Origin of the sequence: Paenibacillus sp. SSG-1, from assembly GCF_002224835.1 — a bacterium.
Taxonomy (GTDB): domain Bacteria; phylum Bacillota; class Bacilli; order Paenibacillales; family Paenibacillaceae; genus Paenibacillus_AQ; species Paenibacillus_AQ favisporus.
Map to the genome: position 1 here is coordinate 7,160,029 of NZ_MBRK01000001.1, position 15,000 is coordinate 7,175,028.

General features: G+C 54.1%; 17 protein-coding genes (1 of these 17 only partly in view). 15 read left to right on the forward strand and 2 right to left on the reverse strand.

Translation table 11 applies throughout. From position 1 onward, the window contains the following. Positions 1-30 precede the first annotated feature (30 nt). Entirely contained in the window at positions 31-1,233 is a 1,203-nt protein-coding gene (locus tag BCV73_RS32645) for an O-antigen ligase family protein (RefSeq protein WP_343220581.1), read from the forward strand. 185 nt (positions 1,234-1,418) lie between these two features. Here BCV73_RS32645 and BCV73_RS32650 read toward each other — a convergent pair whose 3' ends face one another. Beyond that, entirely contained in the window at positions 1,419-1,730 is a 312-nt protein-coding gene (locus BCV73_RS32650) for a dehydrogenase (protein WP_076176049.1), read from the reverse strand. Positions 1,731-1,878: 148 nt separating this feature from the next. Here BCV73_RS32650 and uptA point away from each other — a divergent pair, with 148 nt between their 5' ends. The 13 genes from uptA (at position 1,879) to BCV73_RS32715 (ending at position 13,901) form a co-directional block, all read left to right on the forward strand. Further along, positions 1,879-2,493: an undecaprenyl phosphate transporter UptA gene (uptA, locus tag BCV73_RS32655; protein WP_076176260.1), complete on the forward strand. Its 615-nt coding sequence runs from the start codon at positions 1,879-1,881 to the stop codon at positions 2,491-2,493. Continuing rightward, the gene (locus tag BCV73_RS32660; protein WP_089549864.1) at positions 2,493-3,059 is read left to right on the forward strand and encodes a thioredoxin family protein; all 567 of its coding nucleotides are present in this window, start codon (positions 2,493-2,495) and stop codon (positions 3,057-3,059) included. The genes uptA and BCV73_RS32660 overlap by 1 nt, the downstream gene beginning before the upstream one ends. Before the next feature lie 9 nt (positions 3,060-3,068). Then, positions 3,069-3,695: an MBL fold metallo-hydrolase gene (locus BCV73_RS32665; RefSeq protein WP_089549865.1), complete on the forward strand. Its 627-nt coding sequence runs from the start codon at positions 3,069-3,071 to the stop codon at positions 3,693-3,695. A gap of 281 nt (positions 3,696-3,976) precedes the next feature. Further along, positions 3,977-4,360 carry an ATPase gene (locus BCV73_RS32670; RefSeq protein ID WP_076176040.1) on the forward strand — a complete coding sequence of 128 codons (384 nt, stop codon included), beginning with the start codon at positions 3,977-3,979 and terminating at the stop codon, positions 4,358-4,360. Positions 4,361-4,839: 479 nt separating this feature from the next. Then, positions 4,840-5,127 (forward strand): Asp-tRNA(Asn)/Glu-tRNA(Gln) amidotransferase subunit GatC, encoded by a 288-nt coding sequence (gene gatC / locus BCV73_RS32675; protein WP_089549866.1) that lies wholly within the window; start codon positions 4,840-4,842, stop codon positions 5,125-5,127. Positions 5,128-5,157: 30 nt separating this feature from the next. Next, the gene (gene gatA / locus BCV73_RS32680) at positions 5,158-6,615 is read left to right on the forward strand and encodes an Asp-tRNA(Asn)/Glu-tRNA(Gln) amidotransferase subunit GatA (protein WP_089549867.1); all 1,458 of its coding nucleotides are present in this window, start codon (positions 5,158-5,160) and stop codon (positions 6,613-6,615) included. A gap of 33 nt (positions 6,616-6,648) precedes the next feature. Next, complete coding sequence (gene gatB / locus BCV73_RS32685) at positions 6,649-8,088, forward strand: Asp-tRNA(Asn)/Glu-tRNA(Gln) amidotransferase subunit GatB (protein WP_076176032.1); 1,440 nt, start codon at positions 6,649-6,651, stop codon at positions 8,086-8,088. Positions 8,089-8,184: 96 nt separating this feature from the next. Then, positions 8,185-8,655 carry a GNAT family N-acetyltransferase gene (locus BCV73_RS32690; RefSeq protein ID WP_089549868.1) on the forward strand — a complete coding sequence of 157 codons (471 nt, stop codon included), beginning with the start codon at positions 8,185-8,187 and terminating at the stop codon, positions 8,653-8,655. 30 nt (positions 8,656-8,685) lie between these two features. Next, the gene (locus tag BCV73_RS32695) at positions 8,686-9,399 is read left to right on the forward strand and encodes an MgtC/SapB family protein (RefSeq protein WP_076176028.1); all 714 of its coding nucleotides are present in this window, start codon (positions 8,686-8,688) and stop codon (positions 9,397-9,399) included. A 148-nt stretch (positions 9,400-9,547) separates the two neighbouring features. Next, positions 9,548-10,183: a hypothetical protein gene (locus tag BCV73_RS32700; RefSeq protein WP_089549869.1), complete on the forward strand. Its 636-nt coding sequence runs from the start codon at positions 9,548-9,550 to the stop codon at positions 10,181-10,183. A 62-nt stretch (positions 10,184-10,245) separates the two neighbouring features. Then, a complete protein-coding gene (locus BCV73_RS32705; protein ID WP_089549870.1) occupies positions 10,246-11,517 on the forward strand; it encodes a DUF4097 family beta strand repeat-containing protein in 1,272 nt (423 codons plus the stop codon). Between the two features lie 123 nt (positions 11,518-11,640). Further along, a complete protein-coding gene (gene perR, locus BCV73_RS32710) occupies positions 11,641-12,066 on the forward strand; it encodes a peroxide-responsive transcriptional repressor PerR (RefSeq protein ID WP_076176019.1) in 426 nt (141 codons plus the stop codon). Positions 12,067-12,188: 122 nt separating this feature from the next. After that, positions 12,189-13,901: a glycosyl hydrolase family 18 protein gene (locus BCV73_RS32715; protein ID WP_256993077.1), complete on the forward strand. Its 1,713-nt coding sequence runs from the start codon at positions 12,189-12,191 to the stop codon at positions 13,899-13,901. An 84-nt stretch (positions 13,902-13,985) separates the two neighbouring features. On the opposite strand, the gene BCV73_RS32720 is transcribed toward BCV73_RS32715, so the two are convergent. Next, a complete protein-coding gene (locus BCV73_RS32720; protein ID WP_076176014.1) occupies positions 13,986-14,378 on the reverse strand; it encodes a DUF2614 family zinc ribbon-containing protein in 393 nt (130 codons plus the stop codon). Between the two features lie 122 nt (positions 14,379-14,500). Between BCV73_RS32720 and BCV73_RS32725 the strand changes: the two genes are divergently transcribed. Next, positions 14,501-15,000, forward strand: partial view of a nucleotidyltransferase-like protein gene (locus BCV73_RS32725; protein WP_089549871.1) — the 5' portion only. It continues 379 nt past the right edge of the window; only the first 500 of its 879 coding nucleotides appear in the window; it begins with the start codon at positions 14,501-14,503; the stop codon falls past the right edge of the window.

Consider the following 15,000-nt stretch of genomic DNA (forward strand, 5'->3'; position numbering starts at 1 on the left):
CCGTGGCCCGGCCTGCTCGCGCTGGCCGGGCTGTGGGCCGGCAGCATGCTTGCCGGCCGATGGCTCCTGCGCCTGCGCGGCGAAGCCGCAGGCGCGTGGCGCCGCCGCCTGGGCACGGCGGCAGGCGGCGCGCTGCTGGCCGCTGGTGCCGCCGTGGTCTTCGGCACCGTGCGGGAGCGCATCGTGCACAAGTTCGGCACGATGTCTGCCCGCCAGGCGATGGTCCAAGACGCCTGGGCGCTGGTGAAGGAGGCCCCCTTGCTGGGCCAAGGGGGCGATACGTGGCGCTTGTCCTACCGCGCAGTTCAATCGTCTCCCTATGTCGGGAGCCAAATGCACAGCGGGTACGTGGATGTGCTGCTGAACACAGGGCTCGTCGGACTCGTCCTGCTGACCTCCGTGCTGGCCGCCGCCGGACTGCTGATCTTCAGGAGATGCCGCCGCCTGCTGCCTTCCTACATCGTGTTCCTCCTGCACGGCGCAGTCGATATCGATTGGAGCTACGGGATGGTGTGGCTGCTGTTTTTCCTGCTTGCTGCCCAGGCTGCGGCGGAGCATTCCCCCGTGGGAAAGAAGACCGACGGCGTTCCAGCTTCACCGCCGGAGCGCATCCGCAGGCGCGTCCCCGCGCTGCTGTCCCTCTGGATTGTCATCGCTTTAGGGAGCTCCTGCCTGGCGTACCGCGGCTATATGGGCCACGCCGAGCATATGCAGGCGCTGAGAAGCCGCGACAACCAGGCAGCAGCCCGCCTTGCCTCATCGCTGCGGTGGAATCCGGCGGACTATTCGGCCGCCCTGGATTTGGCCGGGCTTGTCCCGCCGCCTGCAGCCGAGGTCATCCTCCGCCGCAGCCTCGCCTATGCGCCGCATCATCCCGGGCTGCTGTGGGCTCTGGCCGACAATGCCGGCCGGCGGGGCGATGCGGAAGAGGCTATTTATTGGACCGGCGCTGCGCTCCGCCGGGATAAATACAATGCAGGGGAGCGGACGCGCAGCTTGGAGTGCCTGCTGCAGCTCGCGCGGGCCGAGTATACCGCCGGGCATGAAACGGAGGCCCGGCGCATCGCCCGCTATGGCTTCGGGCTGTACCACGATTACGCCCGCGCTGCGGAGGACACCCGGCTCCGGGTCATTCGTAATGACCGGGAGTTTGCCCTAACGTTCGAGGCCAGGGAATGGGGCAGGCAGCTTGCGGCTTTGTCCGGCGTGAGGGCTCGGTGGACGGTGGAATGACAGTATGCGGGGAGCCGGATGCAAACGGTTCGGACGCTTCCTGGTTTGTGTCACTGATTTGCCTTTTCCTGGCGTGCGTAGGTGTTATTCCTTTTGGCGCTGAAAGGGGGGGACAGCCGTAATGAAGCCCGGCTGCCCCGATGGTGCGCGTTGCCCCAATGGCTGTTAGGCGGGTGGACCTAACGTTACCCGCCGTAAGCATCACGGAACGCGCTGCTGAGCCTGCCCGGATCCAGCTGCCACAGCTCGGCGAGCTCCGGACAGACTTCTTTGTCCCACCAGTCGCACTGCACCTTGCGGTTGCTCCGGTTTTCATGAATCCATATGAGGTTGCCTACTACTTTGCGGTAGTACATCGCTTCCCCCTGTTTGACCAGATCTGCCGGAATATGCACCTTCATTCGCTTGATCGCCCGGTAGAGCTCATTGCTGCATTTCCTGCGGATGCCGCGAGCCGTTGGCAGGGCGGCCTTTTTGTTTTGCGGGATCTGGGGCATCTGACTCACTCCTTTACCCACACCATATGCTGCTTTTTCCCGTGAAGACACCGGCGGGAGCAGATTGGGCACCAAGTAGAAGTCATGTCCATCCCTGTGCTAGAATAGCTTTGAAGTAGAAGAGTACATTGGGGAAGTGGGGGCCGGCGTGCATTTTATATCGGATATCATTAATCAGTTATTTGACTGGATTCAAAGTCTGGGCTATTTCGGAATTATGCTGGGTCTGATGATCGAGGTTATTCCCAGCGAGATTGTGCTGGCGTACGGAGGGTTTCTGGTGTCGTCGGGCCATATCAACTATATCGGCGCGGTTGTTTTTGGAACGGTTGGCGGCGTGATCGCGCAGCTGTTCATCTATTGGATCGGCCGCTACGGAGGACGCCCGGTGCTGGAGAAGTACGGGAAATACATTTTCATTCATAAAAAACATATCGATTACGCGGAGGAATGGTTCAACAAATACGGGACAGGCGTTATTTTCACGGCCCGGTTCATCCCGGTGGCAAGGCATGCCATTTCCATCCCTGCGGGTATCTCCCGGATGAATCTCGGACGGTTTACGCTGCTGACCACCCTGGCTGTCATTCCTTGGTCCGCATTGTTTGTATATCTTGGTTACCTGCTCGGAGACCAGTGGAAAAATATCGATGAGAAGGCGGCTCCATACATAACGCCGATTCTGCTCATTGCGCTGGCGCTGCTGATCGTGTATTTTCTGATTAAATGGATCAATAACAGAAGGAAGAGAGGCGTTCACTAATGGCTAAAAATGTGGCGGATTATTTGAATCGCGGGATTTCCCCCGAACAGTTCGTGAGCGGCATGCAGAAAAACCAGGAGGCTTTCAAGAACGGTTACGAGCAGTTTGCGTGGAGCGATGAAGGCGACAGGGAGTTTTTTGAAAGCCTGAAGTTCCGCGACGACCTCCGCGTGCTGATCCTGGCTGCCGATTGGTGTGGTGACGTTGTTCGCAACGTTCCGGTCGTATTCCGGGCGCTGGAAGCGGCGGAAATTCCGGTCGAGGTGTTTATTCTGGAAGAGAATTTTGATTTGATGGACCAGTATTTGACGATGGGCGGCCGGAGTGTGCCTGTGGTCATTTTTGCGGATACGGGCGGATACGTCTTGGGCACCTGGGGGCCGCGTCCGGCTCACGTTCAAAAGTTCATGGTCGAATTCAAACAGAACAATCCGGACCGGGAAGCTGCCGACTATCAGGACAACCTGGCGGTTACCCGCAAACAGATCGTCGAAGCTTACGGGGAAGGAACGGGCTTTCACGCCTCGATCATCAAAGAGCTGCGTGAACTGATTTCCGGATTTTGATCTGAGGCCATGCTGAACATCCGATCCTTTAGCCTCGGACCGCTGGAAACCAATTGTTATGTCCTGACCGGCGACGATCCCGGCCGCGCGATCATCATTGATCCCGGCATGAATCCCGCTCCGCTGATCCGGCACATTGAGGGTCTCGAGATCGAAGCCATTCTGCTGACCCATGCCCATTTCGACCATATGGGCGGCGTCGACGAAGTACGCAAGCTGACCAAGGCGCCGGTATACCTTCATGACCTGGAAAGCGAATGGCTGGTGAACCCGAAGATGAACGGTTCGCAGAACTGGCCGCAGGTAACTCCGCCGCTGGCGACCGATCCCGCGGAATACAGCCTGGATGAAGGCCAGCAGCTGCAGCTGATCGGCCGCACGTTTACCGTCTACCATACGCCTGGACATTCGCCTGGAAGCGTCAGCTTCCTCTGCGGAAACGACCTTTTTTCCGGCGACGTCCTGTTCAAGCTTGGCGTTGGACGGACCGATTTGTACGGGGGAAGAGAAAGGGACCTGCTTGACTCCATCCAAAATACGCTGTTCACGTTCCCGGACGACGTGAAGGTGTATCCCGGCCATGGCCCTAAAACCTCGATTGGTTATGAGCGGGCGAACAATCCCTATGTCCGTTAAGGATAGATTTCGATAGGGAGTCAGCATTTCCGACAATTTCTGAGCAAATTTGTCTGGACAAGCGGTTACAAGATTGATACAATGTGATTAATTTGATGAACCTTGTTACTTTCGCGAAGCACGCAAGCTGTGGCCCGATCCCGGTTTGCGTTCTTTTATTTTTGGGAGATTTAATCTCACTTTATTTTTCTCCATATATATTTTTTCTTCAGCTTTACATGTCTATGTTTTTCTAGTAGACTATACAGACAAATGAAAGACATACATCTAGGAGGTAGACGATGCTGCAATTAGGGGAGAAAATTGTAATCGTCGCGGACGCCTTTGAGCAGAACCTTCCTATTGGGGAATACGGTTATCTGATTGCCTATGACCGGAACCCGGATAATGCTTTTGATTACGTAATTCGGGTACCGAAGATTAATCGTAACTTTTTCGTGCCATCGAGTGATGTTGAGCCAGAAGAGTTGCTCATACAGCATGAAGTTGAGATGACCACGCGGGAAGCGCTGATCGATTACGCCCTTGCGACATATAACGAGAAGCTGTTTCATCAGATTATGAACGGCGAGCTTGAGCAAGATGAGAAGGAAGAAGAGACTGCGCCTGAAGTGCTCTCCCAGGCGGAATTTATCAAACAGGTAAATCTCCGCGCCTGGATTTAGAGGAGTCGGCTTATTAGCCGGCTCTTTTTTGCGTTTTAAGATATATAGCTAAGCTGAAAGCTGTTCACTCATTTATTTCGGCTTCTAACTTCGGAGATACGACATCCTTATCCGCAAGAAATCTTCCGCCTAGTGCGGTTTGTCTTCTTCGAATGTACGACGATAGACGTTTAAGTGAAAGGTATATCGGCAGGGGCTTCAGCCAAGGAATGATATAAGGCGCCAGCCGGCAACATATCGGTGCGTTTCAATTTGACCGGGTGCATTGAATCTTCCCCGGTTCTACAATATAATTAGAAACGTTATCCTGAGGCTTTAATCCTTTAAACACCAGCAGTCTGCAAGGGCATATCCATGCGTTTTTGCGGCTATGGAGCCGCGAATTCCGGGCTGCTTCAGGACAAGCTGCTTCGCTGAATCGGATCCGGATGGAATGCCGCAGGGATGCTTAGATAAGAAGGAACAAGGAGGAACCGCTGATGAGTATTACCAATCAAGACGTTCAGCATGTGGCCAAGCTGGCCCGGCTCAATTTCACACCCGAAGAAGAGCAGATGCTGACCGAGCAGCTGAACGCCATTTTACAATATGCCGAGAAATTGAATGAACTCGATACCGACGGTGTGGAGCCGACGACGCATGTGCTGCATCTCAGCAATGTGATGCGCGAGGATGAAGCGAAAGACAGTCTGCCGATCGAGAAAGTTATGGTCAACGCGCCTGAAGAGGAAGACGGACAATTTAAAGTGCCAGCTGTCTTGGATTAGCGGCTAATCATTGAAGGGAGGAGTATTCATTTGAGCCTGTTTAACCATACATTGCAAGAATTACATAACAAGCTGCATGCTAAGGAGCTGTCCGTGCAGGAGCTTGTTGACCAGTCATTTCAGGTCATCGCCGAGCGGGACGAACGCATCGGGGCTTTTTTGACGTTGAATGAGGAGGAGGCACGGAACACAGCCCGCCGGCTCGACGACAAACTGGCGTCCGGTCAGCCGCGGGGCCTGCTCTTCGGCCTGCCTGCCGGAATTAAGGATAATATCGTGACGGAAGGCTTGCGCACGACTTGTGCCAGCCAGTTCCTGGCGAATTTCACCCCGGTCTATGATGCAACCGTGACGCGCAAGCTGCGTGAGGCGGATGCGGTTACGCTGGGCAAACTGAATATGGACGAGTTCGCCATGGGCGGCTCGAACGAAAATTCCAGCTTCCGGCCGGTCCGCAATCCGTGGGACCTGGACCGCGTGCCTGGCGGATCCAGCGGCGGCTCGGCCGCGGCGGTGGCCGCTGGCGAAGCTTACTTTACGCTCGGATCGGACACCGGAGGATCGATCCGCCAGCCTGCGTCCTACTGCGGCATAGTCGGATTGAAGCCGACTTACGGCCTTGTTTCCCGCTTCGGGCTTGTGGCTTTCGCGTCCTCGCTGGACCAGATCGGCCCGCTGACCAAGAACGTGGAGGACTCCGCTTACGTCCTCCAGGCCATCGCCGGCCATGACCATATGGATTCGACATCAGCAAATGTCGATATTCCGGACTATCTGAGCGCATTGACCGGAGATGTCCGCGGCCTGCGCATCGCGGTGCCGAAGGAGTATATGGGCGAAGGGATCGACCCGGCCGTGAAAGAAAAAATTCTGGCCGCATTGAAGGTGCTGGAAGATCTCGGAGCCGTGTGGGAGGAAGTGTCCCTGCCGCATACCGAATACGCGGTGGCAACGTATTATCTTCTCGCCTCGTCGGAGGCGTCTTCCAACCTCGCGCGTTTCGACGGCGTCCGCTACGGCACCCGTGCCGACCATGCTGGCAGCCTGATCGATTTGTACCACGAGTCGAGAAGCAAAGGCTTCGGTCCGGAAGTCAAGCGCCGGATTATGCTCGGCACCTACGCGCTGAGCTCGGGTTACTATGACGCCTATTACCTGAAGGCTCAAAAAGCCCGTACGCTTATTAAGCAGGACTTCGACAACGTCTTTGAGAACTACGACATTATTATCGGACCAACCGCACCGACGACGGCGTTCAAGCTGGGGTCCCAGGTGGATGATCCGCTGACGATGTATCTGAACGATATTTTGACCATTCCGGTCAGCCTCGCCGGCGTCCCCGCGATCAGCGTTCCTTGCGGACTGGCGGACGGGCTGCCGGTCGGCCTGCAGATCATCGGCAAAGCCTTTGACGAATCGACGGTGCTGCGCGTCGCCCACGCGTATGAGCAGAACACCGAACATCATAAGCTGCAGCCGAAGCTGTAATCTCAGGCGGGACCAGGAGGGAGCAAGAACAATATGTCATCAACCAAATACGAAACTGTCATTGGACTGGAAGTCCATGTCGAACTGCATACCAAGTCGAAAATTTTCTGCGGCTGCTCCACCGAATTCGGCGCGCCGCCCAACACGCATACGTGCCCGATTTGCCTCGGACATCCCGGCGTACTGCCTGTTCTGAACCGTCAGGCTGTCGACTACGCGATGAAAGCAGCCATGGCGCTGAACTGCACGATCGCCGATGTGAGCAAATTCGACCGTAAAAACTACTTCTATCCCGATTCGCCCAAGGCTTATCAGATTTCCCAGTACGACCAGCCGATCGGCGAGAACGGCTGGATCGACATCGAAGTCGACGGCCGGACCAAACGGATCGGCATTACCCGCCTTCACCTGGAAGAAGATGCGGGCAAGCTGACGCACGTCGACGGAGGATTTGCGTCACTGGTCGACTTTAACCGCGTCGGAACGCCGCTTGTCGAAATCGTGTCCGAACCTGACATTTCGTCGCCGGAAGAGGCGAGAGCCTACCTGGAGAAGCTCCGCGCGATTATGCAGTACTGCGAGGTTTCCGACGTGAAGATGGAGGAAGGCTCCATGCGCTGCGACGCGAATATCAGTATCCGTCCGGTGGGGCAAAAGGAATTCGGCACCCGCGCGGAGCTGAAGAACATGAACTCCTTCCGCGGCGTTCAGCGGGGCCTGGAGTACGAGGAGTACCGCCAGGCGGAAATTTTGGACGACGGCGGCAAAGTTGTGCAGGAGACACGCCGCTGGGACGAGGCCGCCGGCAAGACGCTGTCGATGCGCAGCAAGGAAGAAGCGCATGACTACCGCTATTTCCCGGATCCCGACCTCGTCAGACTTCATATCGATGAAGCCTGGAAGGAGCGCATCCGCGCGACGATTCCCGAGCTTCCGGATGCCCGGCAGGCGCGCTATACTTCCGAATACGGCCTCCCGAGCTATGATGCGGGCGTCATTACATCTTCGAAGCCGCTGGCGGACTTTTTCGAGGACAGCCTGAACTATACAAAGGATGCCAAAGCGGTTTCCAACTGGATTATGGGCGACCTCCTCGGATACTTGAACAGTACCGGCCTGGAGTTGCCGGCCCTCAAAATTACCGGCCGCGGTCTCGGTGAAATGATCGGATTGATCGAGAAGGGCACGATCAGCAGCAAAATCGCCAAAACGGTATTCAAGGAAATGCTCGAATCCGGCAAGCTGCCACAGCAGATCGTCGAGGAAAAAGGACTTGTGCAGATCAGCGACGAAGGCGCGATCAAAACGATCGTCGAGCAGGTTGTCGCGGCAAATCCGCAATCCGTTGAGGACTTCAAGGCAGGCAAGCAGAAAGCGATCGGCTTCCTGGTCGGCCAGGTCATGAAGGAGAGCAAGGGCAAAGCCAACCCTGCGCTTGTCAACAAGCTGCTGGCCGAAATATTGAGCCAATAAAAGCTTGAGCTTCCCTTGGGGCTTGTCCGTGTGACAAGCCCCTTTGATTTAGCATTCATTTTCATTTTCGCGCATGCGCTCGAGGTGGTTCCGAATATGATAAACAGACTGTTTCTTGATGACGAGGACATGGTCGATCAGATCTGGCGTCTGCAGCATATGGCTTACCGGCTGGAGGCGGAGCGGATCGGGTTCCGCGATATTCCGCCGCTGATGGATACCCATGAAACGATACGTAAGTGTAAAGAGGATTTTTACGGATGCCTAAATGAGGACGGAGAACTTATCGGAGCGGTAGCAACGGAGCAGGAAGTGCCGGATACGATTACGATCAGCCGGATGATGGTTCATCCCGATCATTTCCGCAAGGGGATTGCGGGCAGCTTGATTCAACACGTGCTGGATCTTCATCCGGATGTTCCCTTGTTCATCGTGTCCACGGGAACCAAAAACACGCCGGCTGTGGCGCTGTACACCAAATACGGCTTTGTTCCTTTTGACCGGTACGAGGTAGCCCCGGGCGTGGAACTGACGACCTTTCACAGAACGTCCGAATCGTCACAATAAATACCTCAGCAGAATGGGAGAGGTTGACCCTTGCAGGATCCATGGTATATCGATAATGTGCATATTTTGCTGCGTTTGCTGCTGTCTATGCTGCTCGGCGGATTGGTCGGTCTGGAGCGTGAGCGGTCCAACCACGCGGCTGGACTCCGAACTCATATTTTAGTGTGCATGGGATCGGCGTTAATTATTATGCTGTCTATTTACGGCTTCTCCGAATTTGTTCACGAGGTGAACATCCGGATCGACCCTGCCCGTTTGGCATCGGCTGTCATTACGGGGATCGGATTCCTGGGAGCCGGAACGATTCTGTTTACCGGTAAATCCATTACCGGTTTAACGACGGCGGCTTCCGTGTGGGTCGTCGCTGCGGTCGGCTTGTCTGTCGGCGCCGGATTTTATTTCGCGTCCGTCGCTGCCACGCTGCTTATATTACTGACGCTCGTGGTATTTAATAAGCTGGAGCAGCGTTATATCAAAGGGAGCAAGCTCCACCTGTTCACGTTCCACGCCGTTTCGGTTCCGGGGCTGCTTGAATCGATCTCGGAATTGGTGCAGGCGGAAGGTATCGCCGTGAAAAAATTGATTATTAATGAACGGAGTGCAGCCGCGCCCTTTGAGCTGGAGCCTCCCTCCACCACGCTTGAGATCTCGATGCACGTCTTGATCAAGCATTCCTTTGATCCGCTGCAGCTGGCTTCGCAAATCCGGAAGCTGGAAGGAATTACACTGGTGTCCCTAGACTGACAAAAACGCCGAAAGCTCCCGGGTGACCGGGGGTTTTTGCTTTGACAGGCCGGATAATCCAGATATTGACCTGTTAATTAGGGGACAGAATAGGGTACTATCAGGAAAAAGGACTCGGCCAGACCATTTAAAGAAAGGAGCTGCAAGCATGCATTCTGCCGGACGTCACTCAACAAAGTCAGCGGACGAACCGCAGAAAGGTAAACGGCGGTTACGCATTTATTCCAAGGCGGAGCGGGGAGTCCGCAAGCGCCGGCTGTATTCCCGCAAGCGCAAATTTACCGCAGGGCTTCTTGCAGCGATTTGTCCGGGACTCGGCCATATTTATCTGGGATTGTACCGTAAAGGGATTTCTCTTATATTCGCATTGATGCTAGATGCGTCGGCGCTGCTCTATTTTTCTTCCATCGGCATCCAGATCAACGTGCCATTGCTTATTTTGCTCGCGCTTTTATTTCCTGTCGCTTATTTTTATAGCGTTTATGATGTGCTTCAAGCTGCGGATTATGTGATTTATCATCGGAGAAGGGCTGGGCTTGAGCTGCCGGATGAAGAGGAGACGGAACGGGCGCATCCCTTTGCCTTGGAACGCAGCATCGCTTTCGGCGTATATCTGGTTGCCGGCGGGCTGCTGATGATCGCCTTTTATCAGAAGCCCAAATGGCTTGGCATGTTTATTGAACAGTACGGACAAACCGTGGCTGCGGTCGTTTTGATCGTCCTTGGTTTGTTTTTCGGGCTTCGGGAGACGCTCCTGTTTTTAAACCAAAGACGTGGAAGATGAACCGCTGCACCATAGCCTGATTTTATGGCCGTGCTGCAGCGTGGAAAGAGGTGATCGACAACGTGAACCGAAAACCCAAATTGCGGGTGGGGCGTTTTACTGCCGTGCTGCTGCTGGTTGTGACCGGTGCACTGCTGTTGACGGATGCGGTTCAAGGGACCGAATACATGCTGCTCCTGCTAAAATGGTGGCCGCTGCTGGCCGTCCTGTGGGGTGCTGAATATATTGTGCTGTACTGGTTTATGCGGAAATCGCGAACACCCGGCTGGGGGCGTTTCCGGCTGGATATCCGCGGAGTGCTGGTGGCCGTACTGCTGTCGGCTTCCGTCTTTGTCGTCACCGAACAAGACCACTACCTTCACTTGTGGAATAAGGTCAGTTTGAATTTGACGGCGGCTGGTGTGGACTATAGTGAGGCTAAGGGTAAGCGGTTTGATAAGGACCCGATTTCGATTCCTGTCGCCTTCGAGACCCAAGCGGTGAATGTCGACAATATTAATGGCGATATTCTGCTGCAGCGGGGACCTGTGGACGACATTCGGGTGGACACCGAGATGTGGGTGGATCAGATTACGGGGCCGGAAGCGGATGTGATCGGGCAGGAATCCACGGTTGATGTCAGCGACGGAACCACCGTTACGATCCAAACCAAAGGCAAGGCTTACGGGCAATCCGGCAAAAGGCAGCCGCGGATGAACCTGACCATTACGCTGCCGGAAGACCGCCGCTTTAATTTTTCCGTCCGGACGATGAACGGCGGTATTACTTTGAATAATGTTGAGGCCATTGAGCAAATTACGCTGGAAAGTGCAAATGGCGAACTTAAGCTGAACCATATTCTTGGGCAGGTTAAAGGAAAAACGCTGAACGGGGCCGTTCAGGCCGCGAACGTTACCGGCTCGGTTGATCTCACGACCAACCGGGGGAATATGGAGGCGATCGATGTTTCCGATTCTGTTGCGCTGACATCCCAGGTCGGGAATCTGTCGGTTATTCGGGCCCAGGGAAGAATCAACGTAAGCACCAAGAACGGCAACATTTATGTGGATGACATCAAATCGGATTTGACGGCAGAGTCGCTCAACGGCGATATTACGGCAAGATCGAACTCCGTCGGCGGAAACTGGGACATCTACAGCGCTGTCGGGGAGCTTATCCTTGATTTGCCTGGGGAAGGCAACTACGCTATTGACGGGACGATCAGCTATGGCGATATTCATAATATGTTCCCCGAGTTTGTCGTGGACAAGAAGAGCATTACCGGCGAGATCGGCACCGGTGACTATACGATTCATGTCGAAGGCAATAGCGAACTAAATGTGAATAAATATTAGAAAAGGATGAACATGGAAGCTTTAACGGCTTCTGTGGGGCGGGGTCCGTTGACAAAGCTCAAAAGATAAACGTACAATAAAGTTATTAACGACTATGTTAAAACATTAAAGGCGGTGGGAATCATGTCTACGCGAGTCCAACATGCACTAGAACAACTGAAGGCAACAGGTGTTCGGATTACGCCCCAACGTCATGCGATTTTGGCCTATTTGATGGAGTCCATGAACCATCCGACGGCGGATGAGATATACCGCGCACTCGAGCCCAAGTTTCCGAGCATGAGCGTCGCGACCGTATATAACAATTTGAAGATGTTTATGGAAGCGGGAATGGTCCATGAGCTGACCTATGGAGATAATTCGAGCCGCTTTGATGCCAACGTGTCGGATCACTTCCACGTGATCTGCGAGAAATGCGGCAAAATTGAAGATTTCATGTATCCTTCCCTGAAGGATGTGGAGCATACAGCGGAACAGAGCACTGGATTCAAGGTCAAGGACTTGAGGATGGAGCTTTATGGGATATGCAGTTCTTGCAAAGAACAATGATTTTTGAAACGTGCGGACTCCTGCAAAGGATTCTTCACGTTTTTGTTTTTCAGGCAGCACTTTCCGATCATCCGGAACCTACCGGAAGGCATAATTTGAATAAAATGACGGAGGATTAGCGAGTGAACAGAAGAAGACGCAGACGCCGCCCCTCAGCGGGGAGGCGCTTTACGATATTCCTGGGCTTGTGCCTGATCATTGCCGGGGCCTATCTGACGGTGACCGAAATTCTACCGAATCCTTTGCATGAAAAACCGGATTGGCGCGGCATGGACAAGCCTATTTTCGTGGAAGGGAAGCTTCAGGCAGAACCAGCCGAAGGAGCCGGTGAACAGCTGATGCTTCCGCTGCCGGTACTGCAGAAGGTGGTGGATCCGACGATTCGATATGAATCAGGGACCCAGTCCATCATTTTGACGACGCCAGTACGGGTCATGCGGCTGCAGACAGGACAGAAAAAAGCGCAGCTGAACAACAAGCCGGTTGAGCTCCGGTTTGCTCCGGAGGAAAAGGACGGCGTGCCGTACATGCCGATTCAGCCGCTTAAGGAACTGTACGGGGTTAACATCCATGAGGATGCCGCTACGGGTGCCGTCATTTTGATGAAAGCCGGGGATACCATCCAGATGGGGGCGGCCAAAGGCCAGCCTGACGATAAGGTGAAGCTCAGACAAGGGGATTCCATTCACTCGCCGATTCTGGCTGACATGAAGGGTGGTACCCCTCTGCGGATTTGGGATTCGAAGGGATCCTGGTATTTCGCCCAGATGGATAACGGCTACAGCGGGTATGTCCGCAAGGATGAAGTCTCACTTGGGGACACAAAGACGATCGAAATTCCGCCTATCCCGCCAACCCGGGCGGAGCGCAGCTGGAAAGGCAAGCCCGTCAACCTGGCGTGGGAAGCAGTCTATCAGAACAAACCCGATCCGGCCGTATTGGACGGACTGAACGGTGTCAACGTCGTCAGCCCGACCTGGTTCAGCATTATCGACGGCAAGGGCAACGTGCGCAGCAATGCGGATATGGCCTATGTGAATAAAGCCCACGCCCGCAAGATGGAGGTATGGGGGCTGATCAATAACAGCTTCGATGCGGACATAACTACGAGCGCGATGGCCACCTACGAAACGCGGCTGAATACGATCAGCCAGCTGCTGGAGCTGGCGCAGATGTATCATCTGGACGGGATCAACATCGATTTTGAAAATGTAAAAACGAAGGACGGCCCCAATATTACGCAGTTTGTGCGTGAATTGAAGCCGCTGGCACAGGATCGAGGACTGATCTTATCGGTTGACGTCACGCCGAAATCAAGCAGCGAGCTGTGGTCTAAATTTCTGGACCGCAGTGCACTGAGCGAAGCCGCGGATTTTATTATGCTGATGGCTTACGATGAGCATTGGGCATCAAGTCCGGAAGCCGGCTCGGTTTCTTCCCTCCCTTGGGCGGAAGCGGCTGCGCGAAAGATCCTGGATGAGGACGACGTGCCGCCACAGAAGTTGATACTGGCCGTGCCGTTGTATACGCGGATCTGGTCGGAAGCGAGCAAGAACGGGAAAGTCGAAGTGTCCTCCAAAGCGGTCGGCATGAAGACCGTCAAAGATATTTTGGCCGAAAAGAAACTGAAGCCGAAGTATCTGGAAGACGTGAAGCAGCATTATGTGGAGTATAAGGAAGACGGAGTCCTGAAAAAAATATGGATTGAAGACGCGGTATCCCTGCAGGCGAGAGTGGACTTGGCCAAGTCGCTCAAATTGGGCGGCGTTGCGGCATGGACGCGAAGCTTCGGGACGGAGGATGCCTGGAAAGTGTTAAAAGGAATACAGCAGTAATTACCTTATTGAATCAGCACTTATACTTTATGTAATAAAAAACCGGTACAGCCTGTGATCAGGTCGTACCGGTTTTTTTTGTATTTAATGATGATGCGGCGTTGCTTGGGCTCCCTGGCCTTGCTGAGCGGCTTGCAGCTCTTCAGGAGTAATATTCGCCTGGTTAGGATCCAGCGTCAGGATCGTGCGGCAGAACATGCAGCGGTCGGTTTTTCCGAGCATTTTGGTCAATTTGTGACATTCCGGACATTCGAGCTGCAGCGCGCTGGTTGACAGCATGCCGGCCCAGAAATATATGCCGAGGCTGCCCATCATGGAAATCAGGCCAATCACAAGACCGATGGCTGCGAACACCTTACCGGCATGTCCCCAAAATACGATACCGGCCGTCCCCAGAACCATCAGACCCATACCCAGCATCGTCAGCAGCAGGCCCCAAAGACGAAAAGCGTTAATTTTCGCTTGATTGAAAATCATGAATCTTTAGCTCCTATCATCAAATTTGTTGTATTTACAAAAAGAAGGAACTGACATGGACATGTAGAAGTATATTATAACTGAATTGGCTCATTTTCGCCAAGGAATGCATGGAGGGAGACGTGAATTTGTCCAATTTGTCCTTTTTTTATGGAGAGTCGGTTTATGTCGATGCCATGGGAACTATTATTTTTCGCCAAGAGGGTCATAAATTTGATGGATCGCTGCTGCATGACTTTGATCTTATTATACTAATCGTTCGCGAACAAGAAGATAAACCGTTAACCGTAGAACATACGATGGCAGGGGAACTGCGCTGCCAAGTGCTGCATGTCAGTTTGGGCTCGCTTCGGCGTTGGCTGGTGGCCGGCGAGAAGGGGGACCTGGTGAAATGTTTCATGGAGGGAGAGATCGTTCACGATCCGTATGCCCGGCTGGCGCAGCTTCGCCAAGATTTCATTGAATTCAGGCAGCCGCTAAGGGACCGGAAGATGCTGTATGAATTTTCACATTTTCTATGGATGTACGTGGAAGCCAAACGTTATATGCAGGAAGGCTTTTACACGGATGCTTACCACAGTGTGCTGAATTCGTTGAAGCATTGGGCCAAGATCGAGCTGAT